Genomic DNA, 15,069 nt, shown 5'->3' with positions numbered 1-15,069 from the left:
ATGTTTATCTCTTTCAATATGTCCAAAGAACATTACCCGCGACATCAACTCCATCGCAGATTTACAAACTAAGAAGAATTTGGATTAAATGCCAAACTCTTTTTCACTAAAATTACTTTTTTTCTTCTTCACTTTCTGAATCCGCAGAATCTGCGTCATCAGCTGTGTTTTTTGTTTCTTCTTTCTTTTCAGAAACTTCTTCTGTTGCTTTTTTTTCAGTTTCCTTAGGCTCATCACTCGAAGCAGTTTCACCAGTTTTTTCTTTCTCTGCAGCCGGAGCTGACTTCTCTTCTGGTTTGCTGTCTGTACCTTTGTCATCAGAACTGGTAGGCTTATTAGCCTTACCTGCACGACGTGTACGCTTCTTCTTAGCCGATTTCTTCTCCGGTTCGTAATCACTAAAATCAACAAGTTCAATAAGTGCCATCTCAGCACTATCACCTAAACGAAAACCCAGTTTAAGCACCCGTGTATATCCGCCTGGTCGATCACCAACTGCAGGGCCTACCTCGTCAAAAAGAATCGTTACAGCATCTTTATCCTGAAGGGCTGAAAATGCTTCCCTGCGGTTATGGCTATTATCTTCCTTGGAGCGAGTAATAACAGGTTCAATGTACCGTCGCAATTCCTTTGCTTTTGCAACAGTCGTCTGAATTTGTTTATGCTTAATCAAACTGCACGAAAGAGCCTTTAATGTAGCTACTCTGTGTGGAGTGCTTCGACCAAGTTTTTTACCTTTTACTAAATGGCGCATAATGAAATATCCTCAATTATTTATCCAGGAATTTTGACACATCCATGCCGAATTCCAGATTTTTCTCTTCAATTACTTCAACGAGTTCAGACAAAGACTTCTTACCAAAGTTTCTGAACTTAAGAAGATCCTGCTCATCTCGTGATACCAGTTCTGCAATAGTATTAATGTTTGCAGACTTCAAGCAATTATATGCACGAACACTCAAATTCAGATCTTCAATACTTGTCTTCAGGAGGCTTGCAATACGTTGTTTTTCAGCATCTACTTCCTCTTCTTCCTGCGTAAACGGCTCTTCGATTTTTTCGGTAATAAATTTCTCGATATGCTCTTTTAAAATCTTACCAGCAATCGTTAGAGCTTCTTTCGCATTCAGAGAACCATCAGTAGTTACATTTAATACAAGCTTTTCATAGTCAGTTCTTTGTCCGACCCGAACATTCTCAACATCAAAATCAACTGATTTTATTGGAGTAAATATAGCGTCGATTGGCATCAGGGCTACATCATCCTCAAAATCGGATGCCATTTCTTCTGCTGGAACATATCCCCTGCCCCGTCCGATTCTGAGCTCCATATCAACCTGAACGTCATCGGAAAGTGTTGCGATAAGCAATTCAGGATTTAAAACTTCAAAATCAGCTGTCGCTTCACCAATATCTTCGGCTGTAAGCTTACCGGATTCGGTCTTCGACAGGTTAATCACACCACCACTCTGTTCAACCTGCTTAAAGCGTACCTGTTTGAGGTTCAAAATGATTTCGTAAACATCTTCTTTAACACCTTCAATACTGGAATATTCATGATCAACGCCGTTAATTTTAACAGCGGTGATGGCCAGTCCGGGTAAAGATGAAAGCAGCACTCTTCTGAAAGAGTTTCCAATCGTTACTCCAAATCCCCGTTCAAGTGGCTGCAGAATAAATGTTCCATAGTTATCGGAATCTTGTTCTACCTCAACAGATTCCGGCATTTGCAAACTATAGTTGTTCATAAAATAGTGGATTAAGTCTGTTATAAAATTATTTGGAGTAGAGCTCGATAATCAACTGAGTGTTGATGTTTTCCGGTATCTCATCTTTAGCCGGATCATTCAAATATTTTCCGGTCATTGATTTTTTATCAATTTCCAGCCACTTGTATTTTCCAGGAGAACTATTACTGATAGATTCAGTAATTAATTCCATGTCACGAGATTTCGGCCGGATCGTAATAATATCACCTGGTTTAACGTGATACGATGGAATATTCAGAATTTGCCCGTTTACCACAATATGTTTGTGGCTTACAAACTGACGTGCCTGTCGTCTTGTTTGAGCAAACCCGAGGCGATACACAACATTGTCAAGCCTGGCTTCAAGATATTGAAGTAGCAACTCACCGGTAACGCCTTCTTTGGCGTTTGCTCTCTCATAGAGATTCCGGAATTGTTTTTCCAACATTCCGTAGGTGTATTTTGCTTTCTGTTTTTCATCAAGCTGTACGGCATACTCTGATTTTCTTGAGTATCTGCTTCTGCCATGCTGACCTGGTCCATACGGCTTGCGTTCTAATGCGCTGCTGGGGCCGAAAATCGGCTCACGAAAACGCCTTGCTATCTTCTGTTTTGGTCCTCTGTATCTTGCCATTTTATTCTAAATGTATGATTAAACTCTTCTTCTTTTGGGAGGGCGGCATCCATTATGCGGAATTGGAGTTCTGTCTTTAATAGACGTTACTTCAAGGCCGCTTGTTGCCAACGCACGAATTGCAGCTTCCCGGCCAGAACCAGGTCCTTTTACAAAAACTTCCACTTTACGTAATCCCATTTCGTGAGCAGCAGTTGCCGCTGTTTCTGCACTGACCTGCGCAGCATAGGGTGTATTTTTTCTTGACCCCTTAAAACCTTCTTTACCGGAAGATGACCATGACAGAACGTTACCGTTGGAATCCGTTACACTCACAAGCACATTATTAAATGTGGCTTTAATGAACGCCATTCCGTTCGGATCGCTTATCTGTTTCTTTTTCTTTCGTTTTCCGCCCGCTTTTTCAGCAGATCTTCTTGGTCTTTTTGCCATGATTATTACAGTTTAGAATATGTTATTTTTTAGGCGCTGCTTTCTTACCGGCTACGGCACGTCGTTTACCTTTCCTGGTGCGGGCGTTTGTCTGAGTTCTCTGCCCACGTACAGGTAATCCTTTTCTATGACGAACTCCACGATAGCTTCCAGTTTCTATTAATCTGCGAATATTCGCATTAATCTCGGTTCTGAGAGCACCTTCAACTTTGTAATCTTCTTCAATGATCTGGCGAAGATTTGCTACTTCATCCTCCGACCATTCAACCACTTTTTTGTCGTGATCTATGCCAGCCTTATCCAGGATTTTCCCTGCAACAGTGTCACCTATACCGAAGATATAGGTTAGGCTGATGATTCCTCGTTTTTGTTTTGGTAAATCGATTCCAGCAATTCGTGCCATAGGTATAAATTCAGTCTGTTATTATCCCTGACGCTGTTTATGGCGGGGATTCTTTTTATTGATAACGTAAATACGTCCTTTTCTTCTAACGATTTTATCGTCAGAACTTCGTTTTTTAACTGATGATTTTGTTTTCATCGGAACAACCTCTTTTCAATTATTACTTATAACGATATGTAATTCTGCCTTTTGAAAGATCGTATGGAGACATTTCAACCTGCACACGATCACCGGGCAAAATTTTGATATAGTACATTCTCATTTTACCAGAAACATGAGCCAGTATTTCATGACCGTTATCCAGTTCAACTTTGAACTGTGCATTTGGTAAAGCTTCTAAAATTTTTCCGTCCTGCTTAATCGGCTCTTGTTTAGCCATCGCATTAATGAGTTTCTAAAATTTTATTTTTTGTGATCTCAGCAATATAATCAAAAGTACTGAGAATTTCAGCTTTTCCTTCACGAACTATAATATCATGCTCAAAATGAGCCGCATTCGATCCATCTGCAGTAACGATTGTCCATCCATCGTCTAATGTACTCACTTTCCAGGTACCTGCAGTTATCATCGGCTCAATAGCCAATCCCATACCGGTTCGCAATCGTTCGCCCTTTCCCGGCCGACCATAATTAGGAACGGATGGTTCCTCGTGCATATTTTTTCCTATTCCATGACCTACCAGATCACGAACGACCCCAAACCCTTTATCTTCACAATGGTTTTGGATGGCAGAACCTATATCACCAATACGGTTGCCATGTACGGCTTCATCAATTCCTATATAGAGTGATTGAAGCGTGGTACGCAACAGATCAACGGTCTTTTCATCAGTTTCTCCGGCAATAAAAGTATAAGCATGATCACCAAAGAAACCGTTCAATTCTACACCACAATCAACAGAGACAACATCCCCTTCTTTCAATACTCGTTTCCCCGGTATCCCATGAACAACTTCTTCGTTTATAGAGATACACAATGTGGCCGGAAATGGATTCTTCTTTCCACCGTACCCCTTAAATGCGGGTCGGGCCTCGTGTTTCAAAATGTATTCTTCTGCGATCCTGTCTAGTTTCCCGGTTTCAACTCCGGGTTCCAGAACTTTACCAACCTCACCGAGTGTTCTTGATACAAGTTGCGCAGCTTCACGCATCTTATCAATTTCAGATTCACTCTTCAGGTAGATCATCAGGCCCTGCGTCTTCCTTTAATTTTTCCTGATTTCATGAAACCATCATAATGACGCATCATCAAATGACTTTCAATCTGCTGCAATGTATCAAGGGCTACACCCACGATAATAAGCAGACTGGTTCCACCATAAAAGAGTGCAAAGCCAGGTGTTACACCCATTTGTGCGATTATGGCAGGCATAATGGCTACAAAAGATAGAAATAGTGACCCCGGCAGTGTAATTTTCGTCAGAATATTATCTATAAATTCAACGGTCTGTTTCCCTGGTCTCACACCGGGTATAAATCCACCCTGGCGTTTCATTGTATCCGCCATCTCTTTTGGATTCACTGCGATCGCAGTATAAAAGAAGGTAAAGAACACACAGATGATGAAAAACACTATCGAATACGTAAGCCCTGTAAAATCAGCGGACCATGCTGTCATCCATTGAACGGTTTCATTCTCTGGAAAGAATGTCCCGATTGTACTTGGTATAAACATGATTGATTGAGCAAAGATAATCGGCATCACACCAGCGGCATTCACCCGCAGCGGAAGGTATTGTGTTGTACCTCCATATACTTTCCGGCCAACCACTCTTTTCGCATATTGAACCGGAATTTTCCGTGTGCCCTGCGTAAGTAACACACAGGATGCAATCACAAGAATCAATCCAGCGAGTTCAACAATTATAATAATTGCATTATTAGTTGTTGATATCTCATTAATCAAAGCTGTTGGCAGTGCAGCGATAATCCCGATCATAATCAGTATCGAAATACCGTTACCGATTCCCCGGTCTGTAATCCGTTCACCCAGCCACATTACGAATGTGGTACCTGCAGTAAGTACAATCACACATGTGAGGATAAAAGCGAAATTACCAACCACAATTGCATTTGGTGATGTTGCAATCAGGTTAATTCCAAACCCAATGGCCTGGACAGCAGTAATACCAACCGTACCGTAACGGGTCAAACGGTTAATTTTTCGCCGGCCCTCTTCCCCTTCACGCTGAAGTTTTTGGAAATATGGTACAGCAGCACCCATCAGCTGAATGATAATAGCAGCGGTAATATAGGGCATAATACCCAGAGCAAACACACCGGCTCTTGAAAATGCACCACCTACAAATAAGTCAAAAAGACCCATCAGGCTGGAAGCATCTCCCTGCTGCATGGTAAGTTCACTGGCGTCTACACCTGGCATGGTTACATAACTGCCAATCCGATAAACCATAAGAACTCCAACCACATATAGTATGCGGTTCCGGAGATCCTCAATCTTAAAGATGTTTCTAAAGCTATCTAAGGTACTCATTCGTGATGGTTAAGCTGAGATGGTGAAAGATTTATTCAATGACATTAACACTGCCGCCGGCGGATTCAACCTTTTCACGGGCAGATCCACTACAGGCATGTACTTCGATGGAGATTTTTGAATCAATCTCACCTGAACCCAGCAGTTTTATTCGTTGTTTGTCATCTGCTAATCCGGCATCTACCAGATCAGATATTGTGATCGTTTCACCAAGTTTACCGGCCTCAATAAACTCAGATATTCTCTGAACATTTAAAGCCTGGTACTCAGTTCTGAATGGATTTGTAAAACCAAATTTTGGTATTCTTCTTTGAAGCGGCATCTGCCCGCCTTCAAACCATGCCTTCACCTTGCTTCCGCTTCTTGACTTCTGGCCGTTATGCCCTCTACCAGACTGCTCTCCGGTACCAGAGCCCTGACCTCTACCAACGCGTTTGCGTTTTTTGTGAGAAGCGGGTGCTTTTAAATTGTGTAGTTTCATAACAATGATCCGTTAAAACCTTAATTATCCTTTAAATACCTTACTTACACTAACTCCTCTTCTCTGAGCAACTTCAACCGGGTCGGATGCATTTCTCAAAGCTTCAAAAGCGGCTTTCACCATGTTGTGAGGATTTGAGGAGCGCAGAGATTTTGATAAAATATTTTGAACACCAGCAACATCGAGAAGTGCTTTTACTGCACCGCCGGCAATTACACCAGTACCTTCTGAAGCAGGCCGCAGTAAGACTTTACCCGCACCGGCTTTTCCAACAATTGGATGGTGAATAGAACCTGTTTTAGTCATCGAGACTTTGATCAGATTCTTTTTAGCGTTGTCGAATCCTTTTTGAATGGCATCTGCCACTTCATTTGCTTTTCCAAGTCCATGACCTACAACTCCGTCTCCATTTCCAACCACAACAATGGCGTTGAAACTGAATCGGCGTCCACCTTTTACAACTTTGGATACCCTGTTAATATGAACCAGTTTCTCTTCAAGATTGAGATTACCGGCTGGAATATTATGTTTTCTACGTATTTTTGGCATAATTGAGATATAATTTTTTTAGAGGTCCAATCCGCCTTCGCGTGCTCCATCAGCAGCAGATTTCACAACCCCGTGATATTTGTAACCGCCGCGATCGAAAACAACTTTTTTGATTCCCATGTCGATGGCTGCTTTTGCGATTTCCTGTCCGATTAAATGTGCAGCTTCCACTTTGGATTTATCTGCAAGTTCGCTCCGAAGGTCTGCAGTTGTTGAAGAAACTGAAGTAATCGTTACGTTTTCACGATCATTAATCAGCTGAAGATAAATATGTTTACTGCTTTTGAAGACAGCCAGTCTCGGACGCTCCGCAGTTCCGGTTATAGTAGAACGGATTCTTCTGCGGATCTTGTTTCTGCGTTCTGTTTTTATGCGGTTTTTCTTCATTTCACTATCCTAATTTATTTCGTGGCTGACTTACCAGCTTTTCTTCGTACGTACTCATCAGTGTATCGAATACCTTTTCCTTTATAAGGCTCCGGCTTTCTCATCGATCTGATCTTTGCTGCAACCTGGCCTACCATCTCTTTGTTCACTCCGGAGATAATAAGCATTGGATTTTTTTTCGTTTTTGTATCCACTTCAATATCAATTCCTTCGGGTGGAACAAAATAGATCGGGTGTGAAAATCCAAGGTTTAATTCAAGAACACCATTTGTAAACGATGCACGGTAACCAACACCAATAATTTCGAGTGTTTTTTTGTACCCGTTTGCCACACCTTCAACCATATTGTTGATAAGTGAACGGTACAAACCATGCAGTGATTTGTGTTCTTTGGAATCACTTGGGCGTTTTACAATAATTTCATTCTCGGTTTTTTCAACCGTGATATCAGGATGAATTCGAATCGTTCCCGTTCCTTTCTCACCTTTCACGGTAATTGTGTTGTCAGCACCAATCGTAAATTCGATATTGCTGGCCAACGCAACCGGTTGTTTACCTATTCTTGACATAACGTTCGTATCCTAAATTTTTAGTAAATCGAGCAGAGAATTTCTCCGCCAATTTTCAATTTACGTGCTTCTTTATCTGTCATAACACCATTGGAGGTTGACAGAATTACAATTCCAAGACCGTTATAAGATTGTGGAATATCGTCAGCACTTACATATTTCCTCAAACCGGGTTTTGATACCCGAATCAGTTTCTTAATCACAGGCTGGCCATACGCATCATACTTAAGGAAAAGCCGAAGCACGCCTTGTTTATTATCTGTAATGTCGATGTATTTATTTACGTAGCCTTTATCAACAAGAATTTTAGTCATTGCACGCTTTAGCTTAGACGCTGGAACATCCACACGTCTGTGGCCGGCCTGCTGTGCATTTCTTAAACGGGTTAAATAATCAGATACTGGGTCAGATTGCATAATTTAATTCTCCTGTGTTACCAACTTGCTTTACGGATGCCTGGTATTTTACCATTTAGTGCGAGCTCGCGAAACTTGATACGCGACACACCATACTCACGGATATATCCACGAGATCTTCCGGTGAGATTGCACCTGTTCCGAACACGGGTAGGGCTTGCGTCTCGCGGAAGTTTTTGCAGAGCTTCGTAGTCGCCTGCTTCTTTGAGCTCGCGACGCTTTTCAGCGTACTTTTCCACAGTACGTTTTCTTTTTTCGTTTCGTGCTATCCAGGATTTCTTAGCCATTGGTATATACTTTTATATTCAAATTCATTTCTTAAACGGCATTCCCATATGCTTCAAAAGAGCAAATGCCTCTTCATCTGTTTCAGCAGATGTTACAAATGAGACATCCATGCCGTGCACGGTTGAAGCTTTGTCTACATCAATCTCAGGGAATATTGTATGTTCTTTGATTCCCATGGTATAATTCCCACGGCCATCAAAACTTTTATTGGGCACTCCCTGGAAGTCGCGTGTTCTTGGGAGGGCGAGATTAATTAATCGATCGAGGAATTCAAACATAATTTTTCCTCTCAGAGTAACTTTAGCGCCAATTTCCTGTCCTTCACGAAGTTTAAAGTTCGATACAGATTTTTTCGCTTTGGTTTTAACCGCTTTTTGGCCGGTAATTATCCCAATATTTTCTGTAATGACATCCAGGGTTTTCGCATCATTAATTGCATTTCCATACCCAACATTTATAATAATTTTTTTGAGTTTGGGTACACCCATGATGTTATCGTATTTAAACTCATCCATGAGTTTATCAACGATTTCTTTCTTGTACTGTGTATAAAGTCTTGCTTCTGCCATTCTACTATTTCAGAATTACTTGTCAATAATTTCGCCACTACTCTTTGCGTAACGAACCCATCGTCCGCCGCCTTCTTCTTCAATACGCTTACGACCGATCCGGGTTGGTTCATCCGTTGTAGGATCGATTACCATAAGGTTTGAAATATGTACGGGAGCTTCCCGCTTCAGACGTCCACCCTGAGGATTTTCCTGTGATGGTTTTTCGTGGTGTGTTCTCATGTTTACACCCTCAACAAGTACCCGGTCTCGTTCAGGATAAACCAGCATTACGCGACCTCTTTTGCCCTTGTCGTTTCCGGCAAGCACAAGAACATCATCACCTTGCTTTACGTGTAATTTCTTTTTTCTATTAAACTTACGTGGCATATTGCTATCCTTTAAAGTACTTCAGGGGCCAGTGAAACAATCCGCATGAAATTTCTTTCACGAAGTTCCCGGGCAACGGGACCAAAAATACGGGTTCCAACCGGTTCTTTTTCCTTGTTAATAATTACCGCCGCATTCTCATCGAATCGAATATAACTTCCATCTTTGCGACGAATTTCCTTTTTAGTGCGTACGATAACAGCCTGTACCACTTCACCCTTTTTCACATTACCGCCAGGGATCGCTGTTTTAACCGAGCAAGAAATAAGGTCTCCAATTCGGGCATACCTTCTCTTAGAATCACCTAAAACTTTGATACACATCACTTTTCTTGCACCGCTGTTATCAGCTACATTCAGTGTTGATTGTGTTTGAATCATTCCTTTACCCTACAAATTGATCGTTATTTTGCTCGTTCTACGATCTCGACCAAACGCCAAGATTTTCGTTTTGATAATGGACGTGTTGACATAATCAGCACGGTATCACCGGAGTTAGCCTGGTTTGTTTCGTCGTGAGCCAGGTATTTCGTGGTTTTCGTGATAAACTTTCCATAAATAGGATGTTTAATCTGACGGTCGACAGCCACGGTGATTGTTTTATCCATTCGGTCGCTTACAACGCGGCCGGTTCTAGTTCTTCTTTGAGCTCTTTCTGCTTGTGCCATAATCGTTATTCAGCACTCTTTTTTTCGTTAATAATCGTTGTCAATCGGGAGATTTCACGGCGTGTATTTTTAATTCTCGCCGGGTTTTCAATTTGTCCCGCAATGGCTTTGTTAAATTTAAAATCAACTAAAGCCTTTTTCTCATCCTTTAGCCTGGCTTCCAGTTCTGAAAGCGACAGATCGCGTAATTCGTGTGATTTCATAATCTTTCTGTTCCTGCTTAATTATTCACCGTCGTAATCGCGACGCTTCACAAATTTTGTTTTAATAGGCAGTTTATGAGATGCTCTTCTCAACGCTTCCTGAGCTTGTGCTTCGCTTACACCAGCAATCTCAAACAGTATTCTGCCGGGCTTAACTACCGCAATAAAGTGATCGAGTGCACCCTTTCCTTTACCCATTCGTGTTTCAGCAGGTTTGCTGGTGATGGGTCTGTCAGGAAAAATTCGGATAAACGTTTTCCCATCCCGCTGCAGGGTTCGGGCAATCGTCACACGGCAAGCTTCAATTTGTCTTGATGTGATAAACTTTGGCTCAAGTGCTTTGAGGCCAAAACTTCCAAAAGCAAGAGTATGTCCGCGCTGTGCGTTTCCTTTAAGCTTGTCCCTGTGGACGCGACGTCTTGGAATTCTTTTTGGTTCTAACATGATTTCTTAAACTATCGGTTATTTACGTGTACGACGCTTGGACCTTCCGGAGCCTTTACGCTGCCTGCTTCGCCCACCGCCTTTACGTTGCGGTTCATTTTCCTGTTTAGAATCGGATCCCGGTGTAAGATCTACATCACCAATGATCTCGCCTTTGAAAATCCAGACGGAAACTCCAATTGATCCGTAAATGGTATTGGAAGTTATATTTGCATAATCGATATCTGCACGCAGAGTGTGGAGAGGAACACGACCTTCTTTGTATTGTTCGGTTCGTGCCATTTCAGCACCACCCAAACGTCCGGCACATTTAATTTTAATTCCTTTAGCACCCATTCTCATAGCTGAAGAGATAGCTGTTTTCATTGCTCTTCTGAAAGAGACCCGCGCCTGCAGCTGCTGTGAAATATTTTGTGCAACCAGGCTGGCATCCAGTTCAGGCCGCTTAATTTCACTTACGTTAATCTGTACTTCTTTATTAGTGATCTTTTTGAGCTCTCCTCTGAGGAGTTCAATTTGTTCACCACCCTTACCGATGATTACACCCGGACGGGATGTATTCAGCGTCAGCAAGATTCTTTTTGGAGTACGTTCGATGATTACGTTAGACAAACCTCCGTTGCGCAGTCGAATAGCAAGATATTCACGCAGTTTTGTGTCTTCCAGCAGCATTGATGGCTGGTTCTCATCGGAATACCAGTTGGAATCCCAACCTTTTATGATACCGAGTCTGAGTCCTGTTGGATTACTTTTTTGTCCCAAAATGTTACCTGGTTAATCTTCTATTACAGTTTCTTCCTTCTTCGCAACAACTACAGTAATGTGGCTGCTTCTTTTATTGATGCGGTGTGCACGGCCCATTGGTGCGGGTTGAATTCTCTTCAGGGTCACACCCTCATCCACATAGATCTCTTTGATAAAAAGGAGGTCATTATCAAGCCGCTCTTCTTCAAATTTATCGCGAATGTTTGCAGCTGCTGATTTGATCACTTTAACCACATCGGCTGCAGTACCTTTTTTAGTGAATTCAAGTGTTTTAATCGCTTTATCCACTTGCTCACCCCGTACCAAGTCTACAACAAGGCGTAATTTTCTTGGAGCTTTGCGCAGATGACGCTGGACTGCTTTAGCTTCGAATGTAAGTGTTTCCATTGGTCAAATAGTTTTCTATTTCATTTTCTTAATCGGGTGGCCGCGAAACGTGCGGGTAGGTGCAAATTCACCCAGTTTATGTCCCACCATATTATCAGTCACATACACAGGGATAAACTGTTTTCCATTGTGTACTGCAATAGTTAATCCGATAAAATCGGGAGTAATCATTGAGCTACGAGACCATGTTTTAATGACTTTCTTTTTGCCACTTTCATTCATTGCATCCACTTTACGCAGAAGCTTATAATGTACAAATGGCCCTTTTTTTAACGAACGAGGCATATATTATTTACCCTTTTTTGTTTTTCTTCGCTTAACAATAAACTTGGAAGAGAGTTTCTTTCTGTTTCTCGTCTTTTTCCCTTTTGCCGACTGTCCCCAGGGTGATCTTGGGTGTCCACCGGATGCTTTCCCTTCACCACCACCCATTGGGTGATCTACCGGGTTCATCGCTACACCTCTTGTTTGAGGCCGGATTCCGAGCCACCGGCTTCTTCCTGCTTTTCCTTTCGTTGTATTGAAATGATCAGGATTACTTGTTGCGCCAACAGTGGCAATACATCTTCCAAGAATTCTGCGAACTTCGCCTGATGGAAGTTTAACAGTTACAAACTTATCCGTTTTGGCAACCATTTGAGCTACTGTTCCGGCACTTCTGCAGAGCTGTCCGCCTTTTCCTGGCTGGAGTTCAACATTATGAATAAACGTACCCGGAGGCATTTTAATCATCGGCAGTGAATTACCAACATCAGGAGTTGCAGACTCTGAGGTTATAATGGTATCACCAACCTGCAATTTATTTGGCGCTAAAATATAACGCTTTTCACCATCAGCATAGGCAATAAGAGCGATCCTGGCAGTTCGGTTCGGATCATACTCAATAGTCTGCACTTTTGCAGGGATATCAAATTTATCCCGTTTAAAATCAATTACACGGTGCTTTCTTTTATGTCCGCCGCCACGATGACGTGATGTTTTTCGGCCTCGGTTATTACGACCACCGGACTTACCACCGCCAGATGTAAGCGACTTAAGCGGTTTGCTGACAGTAACATCATCAAACACAGGCGCAATTCTGTGGCGCTGACCGGGGGTTATTGGTTTAATCTGTTTGGTAGCCATTGATCTTTCTTATTTAAATTTCGCTAAAGAAGTCGATTTCACCCTCTTTCAGGGTAATGATCGCTTTTTTCCATACAGCACTTCGGCCTTCAACGAAACCGCTGCGAGTGTGTCTGCCTTTCGGTTTCGACGGAACAATCATTGTATTCACTCGGGAAACTTTTACATCAGGATACTTCTCTTCAATTGCTCTTTTGATCTGAGGTTTGGTTGCAGATCGCAGAACTTTAAAAGCGTATTTCTGATCTTCTTCCTGTATTCTTGTTAGTTTCTCAGTAATCAGTGGTTGAATTAAAATACTCATGCTGCGTCCTCATCAACTTTATTAAATCCAAAACTTGCTTCCAGAACATCCAGAGCTCCTTCCTGAATCACAATAACATCAGCATTCATGATTTCATACGTCGAAGGCTTACCAGCTTCCAATACATCTACTTTTTGCAAATTAGATGATGATTTGTAGAGTACCCGATCTGTTTCTTTAGTGAGAACGAGAACTTTTTTGTCACTGATTCCAAGAGCCGTAAGCAGAGATACCATCTCCTTTGTTTTCGGAACATCGAACGAAAAATCTTCCACCACAATCACAGCTTCTTCAGAAGCTTTCAGTGAAAGAGCAGACATTCTTGCCAGTCTTTTCGCTTTCTTGGTTAACCGTACCGTGTAGTTTCTGGGCTTGGGTCCAAAAATTGTACCCCCGCCTTTTAGCAGCGGTGATCGGATAGAACCTCTTCGGGCCATACCTGTACCTTTCTGCTTATATGCTTTACGGCCGCCACCTCTTACTTCACCACGCTCTTTCGTGTTTGCAGTTCCCTGCCTTTTATTAGCCAGAAAACGGCGAACATCTTCATAGAGCACTGTTTCATTCGGCTCGATCGCAAAAATCTGATCATTCAGATCAGCTTCATTTCCGCTACTCTTGCCATCTGTTTTATGAATTTTCAGTTTCATCAGGCTTAACTCTGTGATTTATTATGAATTTCTACGTAGCCACCGTTTGGTCCGGGAATACCACCTGTTACCAGGAGCATGTTTGAATCAGAATAAATTTGTGCTACAGAGAGATTCTGAATCTTTGTGCGTTTATTCCCTGAACGCCCTGCCATCTTCATACCTTTGAAAACTCTTGCAGGATCTGATGCCTGGCCAATCGCACCCGGCGCACGTTCTCTGTTGTGCTGGCCGTGTGTCTGGCCTCCAACTCCACTGAAGTTGTGCCTTTTTACAACGCCGGTGAACCCGGTACCTTTTGAGGTACCAACCACATCAACACGATCGCCTACTGAAAACACATCTTCAATTGTTAATTCATCACCGAGTTCAAACCCTTCTGGGATGAAGTCTCTGAATTCAAGTGTAATCTTGCGTGGTTCAGCACCCGCTTTGTCGAAATGGCCTTTCAGAGCACCATTTACTTTTGAAGCCTTTTTCTTAAAGGCCGAAAGCTGAACAGCATTGTAGCCGTCAGTTTCTTCAGTTTTTATCTGGGTTATTGCACAAGGTTCAACTTCAATAACTGAAACAGGAATACTTCGTCCCAGTTCATCAAAGATGCTTGTCATCCCTACTTTTTTTCCGATTAAACCGCTCATGGTATTCTTTGGAATTTACTTACACTTTTATTTCAACATCCACGCCGGATGGAAGCTCAAGCTTCATTAATGCATCAACTGTTTGTGATCCTGTAGAGAGTATATCAATCAATCGCTTATGGGATCTGTATTCAAACTGCTCACGTGATTTTTTATCCACGAAAACAGATCGGTTAACAGTAATGATGTTTTTGTTGGTAGGCAGAGGTATCGGTCCTGATACCACTGCTCCCGTTGATTTAACAGTCTGAATAATTTTTTCAGCTGATTTATCAATCAGATTATGATCGTATGATTTCAGCTTTATTCGAATCTTTTGTTGTGTAGCCACGGGTTGAAACCTTTTTAGTCGTTAATTTTGGTTACTACGCCTGCGCCTACGGTACGCCCGCCTTCACGGATCGCAAATCGCAAACCTGTTTCCATCGCAACCGGTTGTATCAGCGATACATCCAGCTTTACATTATCTCCGGGCATCACCATCTCCACTCCGTCCGGCAACTGGCATGAACCCGTTACATCGGTCGTACGGAAGTAAAACTGT

The 15,069-nt window shown here is 42.2% G+C and carries 29 protein-coding genes and 1 pseudogene; all 30 read right to left on the bottom strand.

Translation table 11 applies throughout. The features are described 5' to 3' along the window. Positions 1–112: 112 nt before the first annotated feature. A complete protein-coding gene (gene rplQ, locus DYD21_RS21570; protein ID WP_116038916.1) occupies positions 113–754 on the bottom strand; it encodes a 50S ribosomal protein L17 in 642 nt (213 codons plus the stop codon). Between the two features lie 16 nt (positions 755–770). Then, positions 771–1,748 carry a DNA-directed RNA polymerase subunit alpha gene (locus DYD21_RS20615; protein ID WP_116038915.1) on the bottom strand — a complete coding sequence of 326 codons (978 nt, stop codon included), beginning with the start codon at positions 1,746–1,748 and terminating at the stop codon, positions 771–773. 28 nt (positions 1,749–1,776) lie between these two features. Beyond that, positions 1,777–2,382 (bottom strand): 30S ribosomal protein S4, encoded by a 606-nt coding sequence (rpsD, locus tag DYD21_RS20610; RefSeq protein WP_116038914.1) that lies wholly within the window; start codon positions 2,380–2,382, stop codon positions 1,777–1,779. An 18-nt stretch (positions 2,383–2,400) separates the two neighbouring features. Continuing rightward, positions 2,401–2,814, bottom strand: a complete 414-nt coding sequence (gene rpsK, locus DYD21_RS20605; protein ID WP_116038913.1) for a 30S ribosomal protein S11 — start codon at positions 2,812–2,814, stop codon at positions 2,401–2,403. Between the two features lie 22 nt (positions 2,815–2,836). Continuing rightward, the gene (gene rpsM, locus DYD21_RS20600; RefSeq protein WP_116038912.1) at positions 2,837–3,217 is read right to left on the bottom strand and encodes a 30S ribosomal protein S13; all 381 of its coding nucleotides are present in this window, start codon (positions 3,215–3,217) and stop codon (positions 2,837–2,839) included. A 21-nt stretch (positions 3,218–3,238) separates the two neighbouring features. Further along, positions 3,239–3,355: a 50S ribosomal protein L36 gene (gene rpmJ, locus DYD21_RS20595; protein ID WP_116038911.1), complete on the bottom strand. Its 117-nt coding sequence runs from the start codon at positions 3,353–3,355 to the stop codon at positions 3,239–3,241. A gap of 22 nt (positions 3,356–3,377) precedes the next feature. Beyond that, entirely contained in the window at positions 3,378–3,596 is a 219-nt protein-coding gene (infA, locus tag DYD21_RS20590) for a translation initiation factor IF-1 (RefSeq protein ID WP_116038910.1), read from the bottom strand. A 4-nt stretch (positions 3,597–3,600) separates the two neighbouring features. Further along, entirely contained in the window at positions 3,601–4,404 is an 804-nt protein-coding gene (gene map / locus DYD21_RS20585; RefSeq protein ID WP_116038909.1) for a type I methionyl aminopeptidase, read from the bottom strand. Continuing rightward, positions 4,404–5,711 (bottom strand): preprotein translocase subunit SecY, encoded by a 1,308-nt coding sequence (gene secY, locus DYD21_RS20580; RefSeq protein ID WP_116038908.1) that lies wholly within the window; start codon positions 5,709–5,711, stop codon positions 4,404–4,406. The genes map and secY overlap by 1 nt, the downstream gene beginning before the upstream one ends. A 31-nt stretch (positions 5,712–5,742) precedes the next feature. Further along, on the bottom strand, positions 5,743–6,192 hold the full coding sequence (gene rplO / locus DYD21_RS20575) for a 50S ribosomal protein L15 (protein ID WP_116038907.1): 450 nt from the start codon (positions 6,190–6,192) through the stop codon (positions 5,743–5,745). A 24-nt stretch (positions 6,193–6,216) separates the two neighbouring features. Beyond that, on the bottom strand, positions 6,217–6,741 hold the full coding sequence (gene rpsE / locus DYD21_RS20570) for a 30S ribosomal protein S5 (RefSeq protein ID WP_116038906.1): 525 nt from the start codon (positions 6,739–6,741) through the stop codon (positions 6,217–6,219). Positions 6,742–6,759: 18 nt separating this feature from the next. Further along, positions 6,760–7,128, bottom strand: a complete 369-nt coding sequence (rplR, locus tag DYD21_RS20565; RefSeq protein WP_116038905.1) for a 50S ribosomal protein L18 — start codon at positions 7,126–7,128, stop codon at positions 6,760–6,762. Between the two features lie 14 nt (positions 7,129–7,142). After that, a complete protein-coding gene (gene rplF, locus DYD21_RS20560) occupies positions 7,143–7,697 on the bottom strand; it encodes a 50S ribosomal protein L6 (RefSeq protein ID WP_116038904.1) in 555 nt (184 codons plus the stop codon). Between the two features lie 20 nt (positions 7,698–7,717). Continuing rightward, positions 7,718–8,113 (bottom strand): 30S ribosomal protein S8, encoded by a 396-nt coding sequence (gene rpsH, locus DYD21_RS20555; RefSeq protein WP_116038903.1) that lies wholly within the window; start codon positions 8,111–8,113, stop codon positions 7,718–7,720. A 17-nt stretch (positions 8,114–8,130) separates the two neighbouring features. Continuing rightward, complete coding sequence (gene rpsN / locus DYD21_RS20550; RefSeq protein ID WP_116038902.1) at positions 8,131–8,400, bottom strand: 30S ribosomal protein S14; 270 nt, start codon at positions 8,398–8,400, stop codon at positions 8,131–8,133. A gap of 24 nt (positions 8,401–8,424) precedes the next feature. Further along, complete coding sequence (rplE, locus tag DYD21_RS20545; RefSeq protein ID WP_116038901.1) at positions 8,425–8,970, bottom strand: 50S ribosomal protein L5; 546 nt, start codon at positions 8,968–8,970, stop codon at positions 8,425–8,427. A 15-nt stretch (positions 8,971–8,985) separates the two neighbouring features. Further along, complete coding sequence (rplX, locus tag DYD21_RS20540; protein ID WP_116038900.1) at positions 8,986–9,339, bottom strand: 50S ribosomal protein L24; 354 nt, start codon at positions 9,337–9,339, stop codon at positions 8,986–8,988. A gap of 11 nt (positions 9,340–9,350) precedes the next feature. Then, complete coding sequence (gene rplN / locus DYD21_RS20535) at positions 9,351–9,719, bottom strand: 50S ribosomal protein L14 (RefSeq protein WP_116038899.1); 369 nt, start codon at positions 9,717–9,719, stop codon at positions 9,351–9,353. Between the two features lie 23 nt (positions 9,720–9,742). Then, positions 9,743–10,006 (bottom strand): 30S ribosomal protein S17, encoded by a 264-nt coding sequence (rpsQ, locus tag DYD21_RS20530; protein ID WP_116038898.1) that lies wholly within the window; start codon positions 10,004–10,006, stop codon positions 9,743–9,745. Between the two features lie 5 nt (positions 10,007–10,011). Beyond that, positions 10,012–10,209, bottom strand: coding sequence for a 50S ribosomal protein L29 (rpmC, locus tag DYD21_RS20525; RefSeq protein ID WP_116038897.1), 198 nt, complete (start codon positions 10,207–10,209; stop codon positions 10,012–10,014). Positions 10,210–10,230: 21 nt separating this feature from the next. Next, positions 10,231–10,653, bottom strand: a complete 423-nt coding sequence (rplP, locus tag DYD21_RS20520) for a 50S ribosomal protein L16 (protein ID WP_116038896.1) — start codon at positions 10,651–10,653, stop codon at positions 10,231–10,233. An 18-nt stretch (positions 10,654–10,671) separates the two neighbouring features. Beyond that, a complete protein-coding gene (gene rpsC / locus DYD21_RS20515; RefSeq protein ID WP_116038895.1) occupies positions 10,672–11,415 on the bottom strand; it encodes a 30S ribosomal protein S3 in 744 nt (247 codons plus the stop codon). A 12-nt stretch (positions 11,416–11,427) separates the two neighbouring features. Next, positions 11,428–11,805 carry a 50S ribosomal protein L22 gene (gene rplV, locus DYD21_RS20510; protein ID WP_116038894.1) on the bottom strand — a complete coding sequence of 126 codons (378 nt, stop codon included), beginning with the start codon at positions 11,803–11,805 and terminating at the stop codon, positions 11,428–11,430. A gap of 15 nt (positions 11,806–11,820) precedes the next feature. After that, entirely contained in the window at positions 11,821–12,090 is a 270-nt protein-coding gene (gene rpsS, locus DYD21_RS20505; RefSeq protein ID WP_116038893.1) for a 30S ribosomal protein S19, read from the bottom strand. Positions 12,091–12,093: 3 nt separating this feature from the next. Further along, the gene (gene rplB / locus DYD21_RS20500; RefSeq protein WP_116038892.1) at positions 12,094–12,930 is read right to left on the bottom strand and encodes a 50S ribosomal protein L2; all 837 of its coding nucleotides are present in this window, start codon (positions 12,928–12,930) and stop codon (positions 12,094–12,096) included. A gap of 13 nt (positions 12,931–12,943) precedes the next feature. Then, positions 12,944–13,234, bottom strand: a complete 291-nt coding sequence (gene rplW, locus DYD21_RS20495) for a 50S ribosomal protein L23 (RefSeq protein WP_116038891.1) — start codon at positions 13,232–13,234, stop codon at positions 12,944–12,946. Beyond that, positions 13,231–13,884, bottom strand: a complete 654-nt coding sequence (gene rplD / locus DYD21_RS20490) for a 50S ribosomal protein L4 (RefSeq protein WP_116038890.1) — start codon at positions 13,882–13,884, stop codon at positions 13,231–13,233. The genes rplW and rplD overlap by 4 nt, the downstream gene beginning before the upstream one ends. A gap of 5 nt (positions 13,885–13,889) precedes the next feature. Then, a complete protein-coding gene (gene rplC / locus DYD21_RS20485; protein ID WP_116038889.1) occupies positions 13,890–14,525 on the bottom strand; it encodes a 50S ribosomal protein L3 in 636 nt (211 codons plus the stop codon). Positions 14,526–14,544: 19 nt separating this feature from the next. Continuing rightward, entirely contained in the window at positions 14,545–14,856 is a 312-nt protein-coding gene (gene rpsJ, locus DYD21_RS20480; RefSeq protein ID WP_101074014.1) for a 30S ribosomal protein S10, read from the bottom strand. Between the two features lie 14 nt (positions 14,857–14,870). Continuing rightward, positions 14,871–15,069: pseudogene (gene tuf / locus DYD21_RS20475) on the bottom strand (elongation factor Tu); the annotation flags it as partial.

It is taken from the genome of Rhodohalobacter sp. SW132, assembly GCF_003390325.1.
Lineage (GTDB): Bacteria > Bacteroidota > Rhodothermia > Balneolales > Balneolaceae > SW132.
Note: the sequence above shows the minus strand (reverse complement) of the source record. Positions and strands in the feature narration are given on the sequence as shown.